This window comes from Verrucosispora sp. WMMC514 (assembly GCF_027497295.1).
GTDB classification, from domain to species: Bacteria; Actinomycetota; Actinomycetes; order Mycobacteriales; family Micromonosporaceae; genus Micromonospora; species Micromonospora palythoicola.
This window is the reverse complement of sequence record NZ_CP114906.1, coordinates 6,554,785-6,571,445: the sequence shown is the minus strand read 5'-3', so window position 1 is coordinate 6,571,445 and position 16,661 is coordinate 6,554,785. Positions and strand designations below refer to the sequence as shown.

Genomic DNA, 16,661 nt, shown 5'->3' with positions numbered 1-16,661 from the left:
CGTCCACCCCACCTCAACAGCAAGATCTCAAACGGCGGCTGCCGTAATAGATCAGCAAGGATGCGGTGAGGAGACGCTTCGCGTACCCGTGCGCGCCCTGACGGGAGCGAATGGAACCGATGTTGCGGAGGACGTTGGCCACGACCTGCTGGTCACCGTTCTCCGCGGCGAGGAACAGCGAACGCCGTAGGTGCAGAAGCCCTTCTTCGTATCGCCCGGTGATCGCGTAGATCTCTCCGAGCCCACTCAGCAGACGGGGAACGTCCGGGTCCGGTTCGATCGTGTCACGCAACTCCCGAAGCGCCTGCAAGCCGTGGGCGATAGCCTCCGGATGTCGTCCGGCGTTCAGGTAGATGATGCTCACGTTGCCGTGCAGAACCGCGAGCCACGCCTTGTTACCGAGGCGCTGCCCCGCCGCCATCGCAGGCTCCATGAATTCCAGGCACCGCTGCGTCTCGCCCCGACGGAAGTAGGCGGACGCCAGATAGTTGCAGCTCGCGGTGAGCGCCTCGTCGTCGTCGAGCGCTTTCGCCGCAGCCAGCGCCTGCTCCTGCATGGCGATGAGCTCGTCAAGGCTGCCGGCTTGGTACAGGTGACGCCAGCACACTCGCGCCAGGCGCCACACATAGGAATAGCAGTGGACGTCCATCGCGAGCGCGACGGCCGCGGCCAGGTTCCGGCGCTCCACTGCGCACCAGCTGGACGGCAACGCACCAAGTTCCTCTACGAGGTCGGGGCGGCGGGGCGCGCCAGGCTCGAAGAAGCGGCGACTTCTGGGCGACTCGATGGACCGGCGGGCAACGTCGGCCGCGTGCAGATAGAAGTCCAGCAGACCCTCGACGGCGGCGCGTCGGTCGTCATCGCTGTCCGTGGCGGTGCACAACTCGAAGGCGTACTCGCGGACGAGGTCGTGCAGCCGGTACCGCCCGACGGTCGGCTCTTCGACCAGGTAGCTGTCAACGAGTTCATCCAGCAGCTGCTGCGTCCGCGGCAGCGGCAGCCCGACCAGCGCCGCAACGGCACAGGCGTCGAAATCGGCGCCGGTGTGCAGGCCCAGCAGGCGGAACACCCGGTGCGCCGGGGGCGACAGCTGCGCGCACGACAGCGCAAAGGCCGCCGCTACGGTGCGGGTCTCCGCCGTCAGCTCAGGAAGAGTCGGGCGATCGCCTCTCAGCCGTGCGGCCAGGTCGCTGACCCGCCAGTTCGGGCGGTGCGCAAGCCGCGTCCCGGCCAGGCGGATGGCCAATGGGAGATAGCCACACCGGCTCACGACCTCGGATGCCGCCGCCGGCTCCGCGGCCACCCGGTCGGAGCCCGCGATACGGGCGAGCAGTTCGGTCGCTTCCGCCGGTGTCATCACCGGCAACGGCTCCAGCCGTACGCTGTCGAGCCCCAGTCGCCGCCGGCTGGTGACCAACGTCAGACAGCCGGGCGCTGTCGGCAGCAGGGGTGCGATCTGGGCTGAGTTGCCGGCGTTGTCCAACACCAGCACCAGACGACGGCCGGAGAGCAGGGTGCGCCAGTACGCGACCCGTCCCTCGAAGTCCACCGGCAAGCGGTCCGGCGGGACCTCCATCTGCTGCAACAATGCCGACAGGGCCGTTCGAGGATCCATCGGGTCGCGCGCGCTGTGACCGTGCAGGTCGATGAACAGCTGGCCATCCGGATAGTCGTCCTGGAGCAGCACCGCCAGTTGCACGGCCAACGTCGTCTTGCCGCTGCCGGGCATCCCGTCGATGATCTGCACCATCGTCGACTGCTGGTCCTCGGCGCGCACCGCTACGGCGATTCGAGCAATGATCTCCGAACGGCCGGTGAAGTCAGGCGCCTGCCGCGGCAGCGTACGTGGCCGGTGAGCCAAGGAGCCGGCGATGGTGCTGAGGCCGGCAGCAGGTGCGCGGCTTGCGGTCGCGGAGGGAGTGGGCACCGGGGAGACGGCATCCGTGTCGGCCAGGGACGGCTCACCCCTGAGGATCGACAGGTGGAGCTGTTGTAGCACCGGGCTCGGGTCGACGCCCAGCCCATCGGCCAGCTGACGGCGGAATCCCGCGTACCGATCCAGCGCGTCAGCGCTTCGACCGGTGGCATGCAGGGCACGCATGAACACGTCGACCGGCGGTTCGACCAGCGGATGTTCGGCGCTCAGACCGGTCAACTGGGCGAGGACCTCGTCCGGGTTACCCTGCCGCAGTTCGATACGTGCCCACTCGACCACGGCGTCGACACGCTCCGCGTTCCACCCCGCGCGTACCTGGGCGGCCCATTCGCCCGGTACGCCGGCCAGCGGCTGCCCGCGCCACAACGTCAACGCCTCTCGGATCAGCCGAGTGCGATCGAAGTCGTCCAACCCTCGGCGGTCACGCGCCGACTGAAGCAGCAACCGAAACCGGTGCCCGTCTATCCTTCTCTCTTCCGCGCTCAGCAGGTAGCCACCCGGCTCGCGGGCCAACCGCACGGACGTCGACGGCGTCGGGTCCGCCCGGGACAGCAGTTGCCTGACCCGGGAGATGTGTGAGTGCAGGACTCGACGTGCCTGCTCCGGCTGTTCCTCTCCCCACACGCGGTCGATGAGGGTCTCCACCGGAACGACCCGTCCCGCGTCGACGAGCAGCGCGGCCAGAACCGCGCGTTGGCGCGGCTGCCCCGGGTCCAGTCGCTGATCCGCCGCCCACACTTCGATCGGACCCAAGAGCCGAAACTCCACCGACACCCCACTCGCTGGTCTGTCCGGGCGCCCAGCCGAAGGTCGGCAGCCCAGCCACGCAGATCACGTCTGTCCCAGAATCGGATCGCTGCCCGTGGCGTACTGCGGAGCGCGGTCGCGTTCGCAGCCAGGCGAGGTCATCTCGAGTGGTGCCCATAGTGACGGGTGGGTCACCCGCGCCACGGAACGCGGCTATCGCCCGCCGGCCGTGATGAAGCCGGCCGTGTGCGCCACCGTGGCCCACCGCCGGTGCCACCGGGGCATGTCAGGACGATCGATGTCCGGCATGAGCGGAGCCTAGCAGCGCCGCCCACGCGCTGCTGCCCTCCGCCTGAGCCGCCGGTGACCTGCCGGCACCCGCACCCTGCCCGGAACCGCCGACGGTCGATGGCGACCTTGCTGCGGTGCGGCGGCTCGTGCGGCAGACTCGGCGGATCATGCGTTACGGGCCCGGTGGCGGCGCGGGCCGGCGAGTGGGAGGTGTGACGTGCGGATCGCGTTGTTCGTGACGTGTCTGGCGGACACCCTGTTTCCGGCGGCGGCGAAGGCGACGGTGCGGTTGTTGGAGCGGTTGGGGCATGAGGTGGTGTTCCCCGACGGGCAGACGTGTTGTGGGCAGATGCACGTCAACACCGGCTACCAGGCGCAGGCGGTGCCGTTGGTGCGGCGGCATGTGCGGACCTTCGATCCGTACGACGTGATCGTGGCCCCGTCGGGGTCGTGTGTGGGGTCGGTGCGGCACCAGCACGCCATGGTGGCGCGGCGGGCCGGTGACGAACGGTTGGCGTCGCGGGCGGAGTCGGTGGCGGCGCGCACGTTCGAGTTGTCGGAGTTGCTGGTGGACGTGTTGGGGCTGACCGACGTGGGCGCGTTCTACCCGCACCGGGTGACGTACCACCCGACGTGTCATTCGTTGCGGATGCTGCGGGTGGCCGACCGGCCGGTACGGCTGCTTCGTGAGGTGCGAGGGCTCGACCTGGTGGAGCTGCCGGCGGCGGAGCAGTGCTGCGGGTTCGGTGGCACCTTCGCGGTGAAGAACGCGGACACCTCGACGGCGATGCTGGCGGACAAGATGCGCCACGTGCTGGCCACCGGCGCCGAGGTCTGCACGGCCGGAGACTCGTCGTGTCTGATGCACATCGGTGGCGGGCTGTCCCGGGCGGGGGCCGGGGTGCGGACGGTGCACCTGGCGGAGATCCTGGCCTCGACGGAGCAGGGCGGCACGATGAGCGAGCGAAGCGAACCGGCGGTGCGGTCGTGACCCGTACCTTCCTCGGTATGCCGGCGACCGCGCCGGCCGGTGTCGGGCACCTGCGCGGCGCGGAGACTTTTCCGGTCGCCGCCCGGCGGGCGCTGGGCGACCCGCAGTTGCGCCGCAACCTCGGGCACGCCACGGCGACGATCCGGGCGAAGTCGGCCGGTGTGATCGGTGAGGTGCCGGACTGGGAACAGTTGCGCGCGGCCGGGTCGGCGATCAAGGCCGACGTCATGGCCCGGTTGCCGGAGCTGCTGGAGCAGCTTGAGGATCGAGTGACGGCGGCCGGGGGAGTGGTGCACTGGGCGGCCGACGCCAACGAGGCGAACGCGATCGTCGTGGACCTGGCGCGGGGCACCGGCAGTGACCGGGTGATCAAGGTCAAGTCGATGGTGACGCAGGAGATCGGTCTCAACGAGGCCCTCGAGGCGGCCGGGATCGCGCCGGTGGAGACCGACCTGGCGGAGCTGATCGTGCAGCTCGGTGAGGATCGGCCGAGTCACATCCTGGTGCCGGCGATCCACCGTAACCGGGCGGAGATCCGGGAGATCTTCCTGCGGGCGATGCCGGGGGTGGATCCGGGGTTGACCGACGAGCCTGCGGTGCTGGCGGCGGCGGCGCGTCGGTTTCTGCGGCAGACGTTCCTGTCCACGTCGGTGGCGGTGTCCGGGGCGAACTTCGCGGTGGCGGAGACCGGCACGTTGGCGGTGGTGGAGTCCGAGGGCAACGGTCGGATGTGTCTGACCCTGCCGCGCACGTTGATCACCGTGATGGGTGTGGAGAAGGTGGTGCCGACCTGGCGGGACCTGGAGGTGTTCCTGCAACTGCTGCCCCGGGCCTCGACCGGGGAGCGGATGAACCCGTACACGTCGATGTGGACCGGGGTGAGCCCGGGTGACGGGCCGCAGGAGTTTCATCTGGTGCTGCTGGACAACGGTCGCAGCGCGGTGCTCGCCGACGAGGTGGGTCGGCAGGCGTTGCACTGCATCCGCTGCTCGGCCTGTTTGAACGTGTGCCCGGTCTATGAGCGCACCGGTGGGCACGCGTACGGGTCGGTGTATCCGGGTCCGATCGGTGCGGTGCTGTCGCCGCAGTTGACCGGGGTGGCCGACAATGCGTCGCTGCCGTACGCGTCGTCGCTCTGCGGGGCCTGCTACGACGCCTGCCCCGTTAAGATCGACATTCCGGAGCTGCTGGTGCACCTGCGCGACCAGGCGCCGCATCCGCGCGGCGAGTTGGCCGCGATGGCGGCGGCCGCGTACGCCATGGACCACCCGGCACTGTACGCGGCGGCGCAGCGCGCGACCCGGCTGAGCCGGCTGACCGGCCGGCGCGGTCGGGGCCTGCCACCGCCGCTGTCCGGCTGGACCGCCGGCCGTGACCTGCCCGAGCCCCCGGCGCAGACCTTCCGGCAGTGGTGGGCGAGCCGGTGACCGCCCGGGAGGTCATCCTCGCCCGGCTCCGCGCCGCCCTCGACCCCGCGCCGGCGCCGGTGGAGGTGCCACGCGACTACCGACGCGACGGCCCGGTCGACCTCGACCGGCTGGTCGACCGGCTCACCGACTACCGCGCCCACGTGCACCGGGTCGCCGAGACGGACGTCGCCGACACCATCGCCGCCATCCTGCCGACCGGCGCGACCGTCGTCGTGCCACCGGCACTGCCGCGAGCCTGGCTGCCGGCGACCGTGACCGCCCGACCCGACGACGACCTCGACAACCAGCAGATCGCCGCCGCCGACGCCGTGGTCACCGCCGCCGCCGTCGCCATCGCCGACACCGGCACCGTCATCCTCGACGGCTCACCCGACCAGGGCCGCCGCGTTCTCAGCCTCCTACCCGACCTGCACATCTGCGTCATCCGCGCCACCCAGGTCGTCGCGGGCGTGCCCCAGGCACTGACCCGCCTCACCCCACACCGACCCCTGACCTGGATCAGCGGTCCGTCAGCCACCAGCGACATCGAACTCAACCGGGTCGAAGGCGTCCACGGCCCCCGTACCCTGCACCTCATCCTGCTGCCCTGAGGTGATCGGAAGGTCGACGGCAGGAGCTCAGATTCCGAAGCCGCCGGTGCCGGCGAGGCCCGTGCCGCTCGCCCGCCGTGGTTCCTCCGGCTGTTCCCCCTTCTGCGCCGGTCGGCCACGATCGAGCGCGACGCGGAGCGGGCCCCCGTCGCCGGTGTGCCGGTCGGTCCGCCGTGACGCGGCGCTGAGGCGGCCGTGAGGCCACCCCGGATCGTGAGATACCTGCCGCACCGTCCCGCCGGGGCGTAAACGTCTCGCGGCAGGTACGAAGTGGAGTGCACGATGCGAACTCGATCCAGGCTCGCCCGGCTCTCGGGCGCGACGGCCCTGCTGCTGGCCAGCACCGCCGTTGCCGTGGCCACCGGTGCGGGGCCGGCGCAGGCGACGGTGGTGAACGTCAGCGTGGCGGGCGCCTTCCCCAACCAGTCCGCGGTGGCGACCTGTCCGGCCGGTGAGTTCCTCGCCGGTGGCGGTGGCTCCGTCGACGGTGGTGGCGGCGATGTCACGTTGACCGACATCATTCCGAACCTGGCCACCCAGTCGGTGACCGTCTGGGCGCACACGAACCCGGGCGGCGTGGCCGGGGCGTACACCCTCGTGGCGCAGGCGATCTGCGTGCCCGGCGCAGTCCCGGCCAACTACCAGCGGGTCACCTCGGCCAGCGGCAGCAACGCCGACCCGATCAAGAACCAGGTGGCCGCCTGCCCGGCCGGCACCGATCTGCTCGGGCTGGGCGCGGAGCTGCGCACCGCCAACGGGGAGGCCTTCTACCAGCGGATCGAGCCGAACGCCGCGCTCACCGCCGGGGCGGTCACCGCGGGTGCGGCCGGCGGCTTCGCCGGGCCGTGGGAACTCGTCGGGTACGCCATCTGCGCCACCCTGCCCGCCAACCTCACCGGCACACTCGTCAGCCTGACCGGGGCGGCCAACAGCGCCAGCCCCAAGGGGCAGGTGTCCGCGGGTTGTCCGGCCGGCGCGCTCGCCACCGGCGTCGGCGCCACGGTCGACGCCACCGCCACCGGCAACGTCCTGCTCACCCGGGTGACGGCGACCGTCGCCCAGAACAACGCCCAGGCGATCGCCGCCGAGGACGGTGTCTACCTGCCGCCGTGGGACCTGGAGAGCCACGCCATCTGCTGGGGCCCGTAACCGTTCACGGCCCGCGCCGCCAGCGGGCGCCACGCCTGGTCACGTCGGTCGACGTGACCAGGCGTGGGCGCTTCCGGGAGTCCGCCGTGCGCCACCATGACGTCACCGTGACGGGCCCCGCCGATGATTCCGGCAAGCGCCACGCGAACCGTTCGCGGCAGCGTCAGCAGGAAAGGACTGTCGTCATGAGCAGGGGAACGACACTCGGCACCCACACCCGGGCGAGGCGCGCTGCCGCGGCAACCGCCGCGGCGGTCGCGGTCGCGGCGACCCTCGTCCTACCCGGGACGGCCCACGCCGCGTACCGGCACCGGGCGGAGAGCGGCTACGACACCACGTCGTCCAAGAGCGTGACCGCGACGTGCGGGCCCGGCGAGGTGCTGATCGGCGCCGGCGGCCGGATCAGAAACGGCAACGGGGGAGTCCGCCTGGCCGCGATCGTGCCGGGCGCGACCTCGGTGGTGGTACGCGGCGAGGCGTACCCGGACCACACGGAACCCTGGTCGGTGATCGCCGCCGCCATCTGCGCGCCGGACGACGGCACGCCACGGGTCGTCGAGATCTCCCCACCAGGTTCGCGAACCGCGGCCTGCCCTGCGGACCTGGTGCTCAGCGGCACCGGGTTCGACCTGCCCGCCGGGGTGCCGCTGGCCGGGCTGGTCCCCGACGCCGACGGCGGGGGCGTGACCGTCCGCACCGCCTTCCAACCGGTCGGCGCCGGCCCGGTCGCCTACGCGGTCTGTGTGGACGGCAACCGTGCCTCGTGGGACGGCGTCGGACTGCGCTACAAGCGGTTCGCCGCGACCAGCCCGGTGGGTACGTCGTCGCCGAGGATGGTGACCGTGCAGCGTGAGTGGGAGGACGAATTCCCGTCGATGTCCGGCGTCGGCGGCGAGATCACCGTGCTGCCCGATCCCTCCGACCCGTTCCCGGCGCCCGTCTTCGACATCTTCATCGACGCGATGATGCCCAACGACGACGGAACCCGGGTGACCGTGGCGGCGGTCCAGCGGGCCGCCGTCGCGGCGGGCCGGTCCGTCGGTGGCGCTGCGGCGGCGGGCAACGGGCTGCGCTCGCTCGACCGCCACTCGACCGACGACACGTTGTGGACGGTCACCGGCTACAGCACCGACCACGACATCTACTGAGCCGCCGGAGGTGGGGGACCGGGCGACGCCCGAGCCCTCACCCCGACCGGGGTACGACCGTCGCCGGCGACCGTACCCCGGCCCGTGGTGCCAGGATGATCTCGTCCGGCGGCCGTACCCCGATGGCGCGCATCGCCGATCGGTAGCGGGCGAACGCCCGCCGTGCCTCGCCGTGCTGCCCGCCCGTCACCAGGGTGCGCACCAGCATCCGGTGCGCCGGCTCGTCGTACGGGTCCTGCTCCAGCAGGCGGAGCAGGCAGTCCACGGCCGCGCCGCCGCTCCCCGCCGAGCGGTGCGCGTCGGCCAACATCCGCAGCGCCGCGACGTACGCGGCCCGCGCCTGTTCCCGCAACGCCGAGGCCCAGTCGGCGTACGGCTCGTCGGAGAACACGTCGGCCCGGTAGTCCCGGACGGCCGCCGCGAGGATGGTGCGTGCCTCCGCCCGAGCACCGCGAGCCAGCAACCGACGGCCGTGGGCCACCGCACCGAGGAACTCCATCACGTCGACCCGCAGGTGGGTGACGTCCAGCGCGACGCTCGCCGCGTCGGTCACCAGGAAATGGTCGGAGGCGAAGATCCGGTCCGGATCGAGCACCCCGCGCACGATCGACAGCAACACCGACAGGCGGTGCCCGGTCCGGCTCGGATCGTCGTCGGGCCAGAGCAGTTCGCACAGCTCGCCCCGGGGCACCGGCCGACCCCGGCGTACCACCAGGATCCGCAGCAGGTCCCGCGCCCGTCGTGACTGCCAGGCCGACGGCGGCACGGTGACGCCGGCCACCCGCACCTCGAACCGGCCGAGGGTGCGGACCAGGACGCCGCCGGGACCGACACCGGTGGCCGGTCGGCCGACGGCCGACCGGTCCGCCGACGTCTCTTCCGGGTCGATCGCGACGCCACGGGCGGCGAGGCGCTCGGTCGCCAGCAGCGCGGCGAACCGGTCGTCGGCAGTGGCACCCGGCAGCCGACTCAGCGCCAGCGCGGTACGGGCCGCGTCGCCGACCGCCGACGCGTCGGCCCAGATCGCGTGCGCCTCTCGCAGCGCGGTGCGGGCCCGATCCGGGTCGATCTCGGCAGCGGCGCGCAGCTCCAGCGCCCGGGCCAGGCCGGCCCGCAGCCCACCGGACCGGGCCAGGTCGAGCGCCTCGTCGGCCAGCGACGCCGCCCTCGCGGCATCGCCGCCGGCCAGCGCCACCCACCCCTGCGCGAGCAGTGCCGGAACCCGAAGGTCGTCGGTGGCCAGCCGGGTCGCCGCGGCGGCGTGTCGGGCCGCCGCCGCCGCGTCGTCGGGCAGCAGCACCCGGGCCAGCCCGGCGTGCGCCCGCACCGTCAACTTCCGGCTGTCACCGGCATCGGCCAGCCGGACCGCTTCGACGAACGCGGCCCGGGCCTGCTCCCGCCAGCCTCGCATCAAGTGCAGCTCGGCCAGACCCAGGTACGTGTCGGCGCAGCGGCGCGAGCCCATCCGCCGATGCCGGGCGAGTACCTGGGCGTACCGCGTCGCCGCCTCGTCGTACCGGCCGAGCATCGCCAGCATGTCGGCCTCGGTGCCGGCGGCCATCGCCGACAGATTGGCGTGCCCGGCCGCCTCGGCGGCGTTGGCCGCCCGTTGCGCGGCGGTCAGCGCCGCCGGATAGCGGGCCTGCTCGACGAGGTGGTAGCTCTGGTTGACCAGGATCCGGGCCAGCAGCACGAGGTCGCCGGTGCGTTCGGCGATGCCCAGCGCGAGCCGGTAGTGCTCCTCGGCACCGATTTGGTCACCGGTGAGCCCGAGGCAGAGCGCGAGGCTGACGTGTGCGGTGGCCAGGGCGCTGTCGACGCCCGTCTCGGCCGCGAGGCGGTAGGCCCGCCAGGCGTGCGCCATGCCGGTCCCCGCGTCACCACTGCGGGCGGCGGCCGCCGCCGTCCAGGCCAGCAGCATCGCCTGGTCGGTGGGGCGACCCGGGGCCTCGTCACCCCGGGCGAAGTCGGCCAGGGCCCGGGGCTGGTCGCCGCGCAGGTAGTGGATCAGACCCATCCGCCAGGCGATGCCCGGCTCCCAGGCCGGCTCGGCCGCCGCCACCTCCTGATACACGCGGGCCGCCCCGGCCACGTCGCCGGCGGTGCGCAGCGCGTCACCGGCGAGCAGCCGCAGCCGACGGGTGCGCAGCGGCGCCGGGAGCGCGGCGACCAACCCGGCGGTCGCGGCGGGCCGTCCACCGACGATCATCCGGTCGCCGTGTTCGTCGAGCACCGCCGCCAGCGCCGCGTCGTCGCCGCCGAGCCGGAAGGTGTACGCGGCGGCGCGGGCCGGGCCGTGGTCGCGGTACCAGGCCGCCGCCCGCAGCAGCGTCCCGCGCGCCACCACCGGCCGGTCATGTCCGGCGACCGCGGCGACCACCGGTACCACCCGGGGCCCGGTGTCGGGCTCGGTGCCGACTCTGGTCAGTAGCCCGGTGCGGAGCAGCCGGCCGATCTGCGGCCCGGCCGCCGGGTGGCCGGCGATCGCGCAGACGCCCGCCGTCACCGGTGCGAGGTCGGCCATCTCGTGCAGCAACCGCCGGACGTCTTCCGGCAGTGGACCGAGCACCTCCTCGGTCAGGTAACCCGTGACCAGACCTCCGGGCTCGGTCACCGCCGGCAGCAGCGGCCCGGCGGGTACGCCCTCGGCGACCAGGGTCTCGGCGACCAGCCGGACCAGCGCGGGCCACCCTGCGGTGATCTCGTGCACGCGCTGCGCCAGGGTGGGCTCGGCCAGCCCGTACTCGGTGTGCAGCATCTCCTCGACCTGGTCGGTGGTCAGGCTCAACTCAGCCGGGCGGAGCTGCGCGGGCGCCATCCGGGTCAACCACGACGACGCGGCACAACCCACCGGCCAACGCGACGACAGTGCCAGGCGTACACCATCCGGCAGGCCGGCGATCGCGTGCAGCAACGCCTGCTCGGTCCGTTCCGACATGGCGGGCAACCCGTCGAGAACGAGCTGTGTCGTCCCGGCGGACAGCTCCGCCAGCTCACCGCCGAGCAGCGCGTCGACGTCGCACTCCCGCTGCCACCGAACGGTGGGGCCGGGGAACAGCCGGCGTAGCGCGCTGGTCTTGCCGTAGCCGGCGGCGGCGACCACCAGCCACAGCCTGCCGCGCTGCTGTTCCAGCATGGCCGCAGCGTGTCCCGTCGGGTGCGCCTGAGCAAGGCGATTCCCGCAATTCCGACAGCGACACCGTCCGAAGGGACCGGGCGACGCCACCGACGGCACGCTGCGGGCGTGCCATGCGCTGAAGTGATGACTTCTCCTACCAATCTGCAGTGGTGCTCATAGCTGTGCCCGCCCAGACTCATGCCCATGGGCGGTGTTCGAAGAGGTGATCAGATGCGGGTGGTGGACGCTGACCCGGCAGCGGCCTGGAATGGTCCGGAGGGGGCGCACCGGGCCGAGCACCATGATCGACGGGAGGATCTCGACGGTGCGCTGCTCGACCGCCTCTTCCGGATGGCCGAGATCGGTCCCACCGACGTGGTGCTCGACAGGTGCGGCACGGGGCGCACCTGTCGCACCGCGGCCCGAGGACGTGCCCCGGGTCGGGCGGACCATCCCGGGATCGCGCCGGCCGGGGAGCGCGATCACCTGCTGTCCGCCGTCGAGCCGTACGACGCGGGAGCCGGTGTCCGCCTCAGCGGTAGGCACCCGGTGGTCACGGCGAGGCGGCAGTGACCGGCCACGGGGTGGCCGTCGTGATCGGCGGATACGGCGCGGTGGGTCGGGTGGTGGCCACCACCCTGGCCCGAGATTCGGCGAACGAGGTAGTCGTCGCTGGTCGTGATCTGGCGCGTGCCGAGGCCCTGGCCCGCAGCGGCCCGGGCCGGCTGACCCCGCGCCGGTTGGACCTCGACGACCTGCGGGATCTCGACGGGCTGCTGGCCGACGCCGCCGTCGTGGTCATGTGTGTGGAGCATCGCAACGAAGCGGTGGCGCGCGCCTGCCTGGACCGTGGCGTTCCCATCGTCGACATCAGCGCGTCAGCCGACGTGCTGGCCGGCATCGAACGGCTCGATCCCATCGCGAAACGGACCGGAACGGCCGCCGTGCTCAGCGTCGGGCTGGCCCCCGGGCTGACCAACGTGCTGGCCCGACGCTGCGCTGGCCGTCTCCCGTCCGCCACCTCCGTCGACGTGACGGTCCTGCTGGGTACGGCCGGTGATCACGGACCCGACTCGGTCCGCTGGACGGTGGCGGGACTGATGGCCCCGTTCGACCGGACCCGGCGGCCGGGACGGGCTCGGGTGGACCTGCCGGGGTTCGGCCTGCGCACCGTGCATCCGTTTCCCTTTTCGGATCAGTACACGTTGAGCCGCACGCTCGGCGTCCCGGTGACCACCCGCCTCTGTCTCGACTCCGCTGCGGTCACGGCGGCATTGTTCTGGCTGCGTGGGATCGGTGCCTTCCGTCTGGCGAACCGGCTCGGCGGGGTTCGCCCGCTGACCGGCGCGTCGAACCTCCTGCGGCTCGGCGGGGACCGGTTCGTGGTGCACGTTTCGGCCACCGATGGCGGCGGCAGGCAGGTGTGGGCGGCGGCGACGGGCCGTCAGGAGTGCCACGCGACCGGTGTGGTGGCAGCGGAGGTCGCCCTCGGCCTGATGGGTCGCCGCTACCCGCCCGGGGTGCGTCACATCGACCAGGTCGTCGATGCGGGTGAATTCCTGAGCACGATCCAGCGGCACGGACTGACCGTGCACGAGCATCCGCCGCCGTCGCCGACCGGCCGGATTCCTGCCACTCTCGAAGGAGGCGAGGGGTGATGGAGCGAGGGTCGGCAGGGCGGCGTCGAGCCGCCATCACCTGGACGACGGTGCTCTTCCTGGTGACGTTCATCCACCACGTGTACGGCGGGGTGCGGTTCGACAGCCCACAGCGGACGCTCCTGGCTGTCGTGTTCAGCGCCGTGTACGCCGTCACGTATCTGGCGTACCGCCTCGGCTCGACGATGCGGTGGGCTCGCGCGATCCTCTGGTTCCTGGTCTACGCCTTCTGGGTGGCGGCGGTCGGCCTTTTCGAGGGTGGGTTCAAACACGCCCTGTTCGTCGTACTGCGGCTGCTCGACGCGCACGCCCTCATCGACGACCTCTACCCCGTGCACGGCGACGCGCGCATCTCCGACGACGTGCTGTTCCAGGGCACCGGGGTGCTGACCCTGGTCACCGCGGTGGTGCTGGCGGTGGCACCCGCCTGGTCCGGGCAGCGGCCGAGTGGGATCGACCGGCGACCGGCGACGGACGGCGGCGCACGCTGACCAGAGCCGCCGTCCGGGGCGTCTGCCGCTCATCCGGGGCTGCCGGCGGTCGTTCGTCACGCGTCGACGGTCTGCCGGCAGATCGCCGTGAGGATCTCGATCATCGCGGTCGCCGCCGGCGACCGGAACGGTGGGGCGGCGGCCGCGGCATACAGCCGGCGGGTCGGCAGGACCGGCACGGTGGGGCGCAGGACGATGTCCGGCCGTAGCGCGGCCTGGGTCAGCGTCGGCACGAGCATCACGCCGGCCCGTGCGGCGACCAGTGCCTGCTTACCGTTCCAGTCGTCACAGAAAAACGCGATCTGCGGGGGGCCGCCCAACGCCTCGGCGATCGGCGGGATCGGACCGAGGCAGTCCGGATAGGCGCCCTCGATCCACCGCTCGTCCTTCAGTTTTCGCAGCGGCACCCGTTGGCGTCGCGCCAACGGGTGGTCTGCCGGAAGGGCGACATGCAGCCGTTCGTCGCAGAGCGGCACCAGGTCGAGACCGTCCAACGCCTCGTCGGTGAGGCGCGACGCGGACAGGTCGTGCTTGGCGCTGACCGGGTCGGCGAACAACTGCCACGAGGTCAGCAGGGCCACGTCGATGCGGCCGTCCCGGACGGCCGCCAGCGGACCCGCCTCGTCCGGTCGGACGAGGTGCACCGCGACGCCCGGGTGGGACTCGGCGAAGCGACGAATGGCCTCCGGAGTGAGTCGGGCGTTGGCGCTCGGAAAAGCCGACACGTTGAGCTGCCCGCCGGTCAGGCTGGTGAAGGCACGCAGCCGGGCTTCCAGGGCGTCGGTCCGCACCAGGATGTCGCGGGCGAGCTCGACGGCGGTCTGCCCGGCCTGGGTGAGCCGTACGCCGCGCGGAAGCCGACGGAACAGTGGCACGCCGACGCGCCGCTCCAATCCGCTGATCTGCCGTGAGACGGCTGGTTGCGTCATGGACAGTGCCTCGGCCGCGGCGGAGAACGAACCCCGGCCGGCGACCTCCAGGAGCACCCGCAGGGTCCACGCCTCAATCATGCACGCAGCTTATATTCACGGTTCACGTTGGGGCCGCACGCTGGGCGTTGCCAGCGCCCGGAAACAGCGGCGCAAGCTCGTGGCTGAACCATTACTCCGGTGCATGGTAGGCAGGTCCGGATCGCGGTGCCTCGGCCGAGGGACCGAGTCAGGGTGTCGTCCCGGGTACGGTTGGCGGCGGTCGGATGTGCGGGTGTCGACCCGGGCGGCAGCGGTGGCCCGGTGCGGCGGACCGGGAAGGAGTGGGTGTGACGCGGCGGAAAGCCCTTGTGGTCCGAGGCGGTTGGGAGGGCCACCGGCCGGTCGAGGCGACGGAGTTGTTCATCCCGTTCCTCGAACGCAGCGGATACGCGGTACGGGTGGAGGGGTCGACGGAGATCTACGCCGACGCCGCCGAACTGGCCGACACCGACCTCATCGTGCAGTGCGTGACGATGTCGCAGATCACCGCGGAGCAGGTGGCGGGGCTGGCCGCAGCGGTCGTCGCGGGTACGGGGTTCACCGGCTGGCACGGCGGCGTCGTCGACTCGTTCCGCACCTGTTCGGACTACCTGCACCTGGTGGGCGGGCAGTTCGCCACCCATCCGGGCGTCGAGCCGTGCGACCGTGGCGGCGGCGAGGCGGACAATTTCCTGCCGCACTCGATCACGGTCACCGAGCTGGGCCGGGAGCATCCGATCACCGCCGGGATCGAGGACTTCGACCTGGTCACCGAGCAGTACTGGGTACTGCACGACGACCTGATCGACGTCCTGGCCACCACCACCCATCCGACCCGGGAGTGGCACCCGTGGCACCGGCCGGTCACCTCACCGGCGATCTGGACCCGACGCTGGGGCGCCGGGCGGATCGTCGTGACGACTCCGGGACACAGCCTCGACGTGCTGGAACACGGATGCGTCCGTACCGTCATCGAGAGGGGGATGGTGTGGGCGACCCGCACGGCGTCGGCGTCGTAGGTCTCGGGTTCATCTCCCGCGCGTACCTGAACACGCTGGCCAACCATCCCACCGTGCGCGTCGTCGCGGTGGCCGACCTGGACCCGGCCCGAGCCGACGCCGCCGCCGCCACGATTCCCGGCGCGCAGGCGGTCACCGTCGAGCGCCTGCTCCACCACCCCGACGTGGCGACGGTGCTCAACCTCACCATCCCGGCCGCGCACGCAGAGATCTCGGGCGCGGCGATCGACGCCGGCCGGAACGTCTACGTCGAGAAGCCGCTCACCGTCGCGTTCCCGCAGGCCCGGTCGCTCATCGACCGGGCGGCGGCGGCCGGCGTCCGGGTCGGCTGCGCGCCGGACACCGTCCTGGGCACCGGTACGCAGACCGCCCGAGCGGCGATCGACGGTGGACTGATCGGCCGACCGTTCTCGGCGTCGGCCGTCATGGTCACCCCGGGACACGAGCGCTGGCATCCCAACCCCGACTTCTACTACGTCCCGGGCGGTGGCCCGCTCATGGACATGGGGCCGTACTACATCTCCGCGCTGGTCCACCTGCTCGGGCCGGTCCGTGCGGTGATCGGGGCGGCCAGCCGGCTGCGAGACTCCCGGGTCATCGGCTCGGGCCCACGCCTCGGACAGCGGATCCCGGTCGAGGTGCCGACCCACGTGAGCGGTGTGCTGGAACACGCGGATGGTGCCCTGAGCACCCTCACGACCACCTTCGACGGTGTCGCGACGACGGCCGCGCCGATCGAGGTGCAGGGGGAGGAGGGCACCCTCGCCGTACCCGATCCGAACACCTTCGACGGCGAGGTCCGCCACCTCGCGCTCGACGGCCCCGGGTGGCGCACCCTGGAACCGCGGGCCGGCTACGTCGCCGCGTCCCGGGGGGTCGGCCTGATCGACCTGGTCCACGCCGACGAGCTGCGTTCACCACGGGCCAGCGGCGCGGTCGCGCTGCACGTGCTCGACATCATGACCGCCCTGCTCCGGTCGGCCGAGGAGGGTCGGCGGGTGGAGCTGACCACGGCGGTCGACCGCCCCGCAGCCGTCCCGCTCACCCCGGCCGAGGACTGGCTCTCCGCTCCCGCGTCCGAGCACTGACGACGCCGCCGCCCGCGCGGCGCCGGCCCGCCGGGCCCCGGGGTGCGACGGCGGG

At 72.4% G+C, this 16,661-nt stretch carries 13 protein-coding genes; 10 read left to right on the top strand and 3 right to left on the bottom strand.

Annotated features, from left to right (window positions below):
• Positions 1-13: 13 nt before the first annotated feature.
• A complete protein-coding gene (locus O7597_RS30345; RefSeq protein ID WP_281581493.1) occupies positions 14-2,704 on the bottom strand; it encodes a BTAD domain-containing putative transcriptional regulator in 2,691 nt (896 codons plus the stop codon).
• Positions 2,705-3,191: 487 nt separating this feature from the next.
• Between O7597_RS30345 and O7597_RS30340 the strand changes: the two genes are divergently transcribed.
• The 5 genes from O7597_RS30340 (at position 3,192) to O7597_RS30320 (ending at position 8,282) form a co-directional block, all read left to right on the top strand.
• Positions 3,192-3,965 carry a (Fe-S)-binding protein gene (locus O7597_RS30340; RefSeq protein ID WP_281581492.1) on the top strand — a complete coding sequence of 258 codons (774 nt, stop codon included), beginning with the start codon at positions 3,192-3,194 and terminating at the stop codon, positions 3,963-3,965.
• A gap of 17 nt (positions 3,966-3,982) precedes the next feature.
• Entirely contained in the window at positions 3,983-5,392 is a 1,410-nt protein-coding gene (locus O7597_RS30335; protein ID WP_281583344.1) for a LutB/LldF family L-lactate oxidation iron-sulfur protein, read from the top strand.
• Entirely contained in the window at positions 5,389-5,985 is a 597-nt protein-coding gene (locus tag O7597_RS30330) for an LUD domain-containing protein (protein ID WP_269742111.1), read from the top strand. The genes O7597_RS30335 and O7597_RS30330 overlap by 4 nt, the downstream gene beginning before the upstream one ends.
• Positions 5,986-6,267: 282 nt before the next feature.
• Positions 6,268-7,134, top strand: a complete 867-nt coding sequence (locus tag O7597_RS30325) for a hypothetical protein (RefSeq protein ID WP_269742110.1) — start codon at positions 6,268-6,270, stop codon at positions 7,132-7,134.
• Positions 7,135-7,319: 185 nt separating this feature from the next.
• Positions 7,320-8,282 carry a hypothetical protein gene (locus O7597_RS30320; protein ID WP_281581491.1) on the top strand — a complete coding sequence of 321 codons (963 nt, stop codon included), beginning with the start codon at positions 7,320-7,322 and terminating at the stop codon, positions 8,280-8,282.
• 37 nt (positions 8,283-8,319) lie between these two features.
• On the opposite strand, the gene O7597_RS30315 is transcribed toward O7597_RS30320, so the two are convergent.
• On the bottom strand, positions 8,320-11,418 hold the full coding sequence (locus O7597_RS30315; RefSeq protein WP_281581490.1) for a BTAD domain-containing putative transcriptional regulator: 3,099 nt from the start codon (positions 11,416-11,418) through the stop codon (positions 8,320-8,322).
• 213 nt (positions 11,419-11,631) lie between these two features.
• On the opposite strand from O7597_RS30315, the gene O7597_RS30310 reads away from it, so the two are divergent.
• The 3 genes from O7597_RS30310 to O7597_RS30300 are packed head-to-tail and all read left to right on the top strand — an operon-like array spanning position 11,632 to position 13,549.
• Entirely contained in the window at positions 11,632-11,973 is a 342-nt protein-coding gene (locus O7597_RS30310) for a hypothetical protein (RefSeq protein WP_281581489.1), read from the top strand.
• A gap of 20 nt (positions 11,974-11,993) precedes the next feature.
• On the top strand, positions 11,994-13,058 hold the full coding sequence (locus O7597_RS30305; protein WP_281581488.1) for a saccharopine dehydrogenase NADP-binding domain-containing protein: 1,065 nt from the start codon (positions 11,994-11,996) through the stop codon (positions 13,056-13,058).
• Positions 13,058-13,549, top strand: a complete 492-nt coding sequence (locus O7597_RS30300) for a hypothetical protein (RefSeq protein ID WP_281581487.1) — start codon at positions 13,058-13,060, stop codon at positions 13,547-13,549. The genes O7597_RS30305 and O7597_RS30300 overlap by 1 nt, the downstream gene beginning before the upstream one ends.
• 56 nt (positions 13,550-13,605) lie before the next feature.
• Here O7597_RS30300 and O7597_RS30295 read toward each other — a convergent pair whose 3' ends face one another.
• A complete protein-coding gene (locus O7597_RS30295) occupies positions 13,606-14,559 on the bottom strand; it encodes a LysR family transcriptional regulator (protein ID WP_269742104.1) in 954 nt (317 codons plus the stop codon).
• A 248-nt stretch (positions 14,560-14,807) separates the two neighbouring features.
• Between O7597_RS30295 and O7597_RS30290 the strand changes: the two genes are divergently transcribed.
• A complete protein-coding gene (locus O7597_RS30290) occupies positions 14,808-15,518 on the top strand; it encodes a ThuA domain-containing protein (protein ID WP_269742103.1) in 711 nt (236 codons plus the stop codon).
• The gene (locus tag O7597_RS30285; protein ID WP_269742102.1) at positions 15,488-16,606 is read left to right on the top strand and encodes a Gfo/Idh/MocA family oxidoreductase; all 1,119 of its coding nucleotides are present in this window, start codon (positions 15,488-15,490) and stop codon (positions 16,604-16,606) included. The genes O7597_RS30290 and O7597_RS30285 overlap by 31 nt, the downstream gene beginning before the upstream one ends.
• The last annotated feature ends 55 nt before the right edge of the window (positions 16,607-16,661 follow it).